Source organism: Longimicrobium sp., from assembly GCA_036389135.1.
Classification (GTDB): Bacteria; Gemmatimonadota; Gemmatimonadetes; order Longimicrobiales; family Longimicrobiaceae; genus Longimicrobium.
In genome coordinates, this window is the sequence record DASVQP010000004.1 from 1 (window position 1) to 3,172 (window position 3,172).

The window sequence follows — 3,172 nt, forward strand, 5'->3', positions numbered from 1 at the left end:
ACGCGGGCCGGTATGATGGGCTGCTGGAGAAGGTGCCGCCCCTGCTCCGCGGCACACCTGGTGGGCAACGTGGTCGGCAAGCCCGACCGGCGCGGCAACCTGTACCCCGCCAAGCCGCGGCCGGAGCAGAAGATCGACGCCGCGGTCGCGCTGATGATAGCGGTCGGGCGCGCCCGCAATGGCGGCTGACAGCGGCCAGCCGGACATCAGCGACTTGTCCCGCGCTCCCCTTCCGCCTGACGGGCTTGCAAGTCGCTGAGGCGGCGGGCGCCATCTCGGGAGAGCGGAGCCGGAGGGCACCGATGGGACCCGGGCGGCATCGCGGACCGTTTGACGGCCGTTTCAACGGCTTCAGGAGTGCGACCACTGTGCGCACCTCCCGAACGGGTTGGCCTCCCCGACGCGCACGACCGAGCTCGATGCGGTGGCCTGGTCGAAAAACACGTCCAGGAGACGGCGCGCAACATCTCGCCTTCCCGGGGCCAGGCGGGCTCGGGTGCTGCAACGGGAGGAAGATGCGGCGGAGTGCCTCAGTAGCTCGGCTTGGTCGGGAAGGGCGTGAGCTGCAGCTCGTGCGTCCAGCAGGACCGGTCCTGGGTGTGCAGGTACCAGAAGGCTTCCGCGATCTTCACCGGGTTCACCACCGCGTCCGGGTTCTGCCGCGCCCGCGGCAGCGCCCGGGTGCCGGGCGAGTCGATCAGCCCGTCCACCACCACGTTCGCCACGTGCACCCCGTGCTCCGAGTATTCCTCGGTCAGCACCTGGGCCAGGGTGCGCATCATCGCCCGCGGGTAGTACAGCGACTCGCCGGTCCGGCGCTTCTTGCCGCGCAGGGAGCTGGCGTTGTTGGTGAAGAAGAGGGAGCCCGCGCCGCGTTGGCGCATCGCCGGCAGCACCTCCTTCGCCACCAGGAAGGGGCCGCGGCAGGCGATGTGCAGCGCCGTGTCGAGGATCTCGAGCGGCACGTGCTCCAGCAGCTCCTTCTCGGGCGGCAGGTCGCGGCCTTCCAGGTAGCCGGCGTTGTAGACCAGCACCTCCGGGTCGCCGGCCTCCTCGCGGATGCGGCGGAAGGCGGCGGCGATGGAGCGCTCCGAGACGAGGTCCAGCTCGACGACCATGCTGGCGCCCCCCTGGTCGCGGATCGCGGCGGCGAGGGCGGAGGCATTGGCCTCCGCGCGCGTGGTCAGCACGGTGAGGAAGCCCTCGGCCGCGAACTTCTGGGCGATGGCGCCGCCGACGCCCCAACGCAGGGCGACGGGCAGGTCGCTGTCGTCGAGCGGCCGTCCGTGCGCCAGCTTCGTGTTGCGCCCGTCCGCCTGCCACTTGGAGGTGGCGCCCACCACCACCGCAACGGGACGTCCCTTCGAGTTCGCGCTGTGCTGCTGCAGGCTCATGCGGATGTCTCCTCCCGTGTCGGCGGATGCTGCCCCGCCTTGGCGCGCTTTCGCGTACGGGAACATAGCCTCCGGTAAGTCGCGGACGCGACGGGACCGCGAGCGGACAACAGGCATTCTTGCGCCCGGCGGCGGGCAGTCATGGACCTGCCCGGCATACGGCAGGTGAGCGTCGGGCGGGGCAAGGAGACCATGGACGCGCCTGGTGCCGCGTACGTCGCTCCTAACGCTAGTTTGTTGAACTCGGGTGTGGCATAGGCGATGGGATCATCGGAGGGACTTGCCGATGACCGCCCGTCAGCCTTGTCCGCCGGCACCGGGGCCGCTTGAGGCATTCGCGGTGCAGTTTGACGCGCTCTTCGGTTCGCTCGGCCAGCGCCGCAGCTTTCGGGGCTACCTGAGCGGGCTGCTCGCCCCGCGCGATCGCAACAAGACGCTCACGGCTCTGGCCGGCGCGGAACCGGTGGTGCAGGCGCAGAGCCCCGAGGTCCAGCGCCTGCAATACTTCCTCTCGGAGGCCGACTGGAGCGCGGAGGCCCTCAACGCCCGGCGCCTTGCGCTGCTGCAGAGCGAGGCGGCCACGGCGGCCCATCGCGGCGGCGTGCTCGTGCTTGACGACACCGGCGATCGGAAGGACGGCACGGCCACCGCGCATGTCGGCCGGCAGTACCTCGGCTCGGTCGGCAAGATCGACAACGGCATCGTCGCCGTCACCTCCCTCTGGACAGACGGGCGGGTGCACTATCCCCTGCACGTCGCGCCCTACACGCCGGCCCCTCGCTTCGCCGCAGGCACGAAGGATCCGCGGTTTCGCACCAAGCCGCAGATCGCCATCGACCTCATCGAGCAGGCGCGCACGGCCGACATCCCCTTCCGCGCCGTCGTCTTCGACTGCTTCTACGGGGACAACCCTGAACTGGAGTGGCGGCTCACGCAGGGCAAGATCCCCTATGTCCTGGCCCATCGCGGCAGTTGGAGCCAAGGGTGGGCACGGGCCGAGGAGGCCCATTCCTTCGAGGAGGCGGTCCAGGATCTGCCCCGCGCCGCATGGCAGCGGATCAAGCGGCGTTTCCAGGACGGACACCGGGAGAGCTGGTGGGTGGCGGAGCTGACGTTCCTGCACTTCGGCCCGCGCAAGGCCGTTCGCGCCCTCTGCGTCACCACCGATCGGCGCCGGCTTCCCGCGCAGTCCACCTGGTATCTCTCCTCCAACCTCAAGGGCAGCTCACTCGAGGAGATCACCCAGCTCTATGCGTGGCGCAACTGGACCGAGCAGGGCTACAAGTCCGTGAAAGGCGAGCTCGGGTGGGCGGACTTCCAGGTCCGCGGCGATGTCGCCATCCGCCGGCACTGGCTGCTGGTCTGCGCGGCCTTCAGCTTCTGCTGGTGGCAGGCCGCGCGCGAAGGACACTTGGCCGGGCCGCACCCTGTTCGCACCGGATCACAGCCTGCGCGATCCGGCCATACCGGAGCGGGGAAAAAATATCCGCCCGCAGCACTCCCTCTCCTGGCCGGAGGCGCTGCGAGCCGTGCGAGCCTGGCTGGCACCTTTCCGCTGGCTCACACGCTGCTGGAGGGCCTGGGCGCAGGCGCGGCCACCGCCAGCACTCGCTACCCTGATTGAGGCCGTCGGATCAGGAGTACCGATCAACCTCTATCTCCCGAATTAACAAACTATCGTTATGACAGCGGAACGAGGGGCGCGGGTATCGGGAGGGGTGCCGTAGCAGGGAGTGTTGGACTTTGCTCGGCGGTGTCCCCGACGCGGAAAGGGTGCT

3 protein-coding genes are annotated in these 3,172 nt (G+C 69.6%); 2 read left to right on the top strand and 1 reads right to left on the bottom strand.

Translation table 11 applies throughout. The annotated features are described in order from the left end of the window. On the top strand, nt 1-189 hold a 189-nt coding region (locus tag VF584_01445; GenBank protein HEX8208821.1), incomplete at its 5' end, for a hypothetical protein. A gap of 341 nt (nt 190-530) precedes the next feature. Here VF584_01445 and VF584_01450 read toward each other — a convergent pair. Beyond that, nucleotides 531-1,394, bottom strand: a complete 864-nt coding sequence (locus VF584_01450) for an SDR family oxidoreductase (GenBank protein ID HEX8208822.1) — start codon at nt 1,392-1,394, stop codon at nt 531-533. Nucleotides 1,395-1,680: 286 nt separating this feature from the next. Between VF584_01450 and VF584_01455 the strand changes: the two genes are divergently transcribed. Further along, nucleotides 1,681-3,018, top strand: a complete 1,338-nt coding sequence (locus VF584_01455) for an IS701 family transposase (GenBank protein HEX8208823.1) — start codon at nt 1,681-1,683, stop codon at nt 3,016-3,018. The last annotated feature ends 154 nt before the right edge of the window (nt 3,019-3,172 follow it).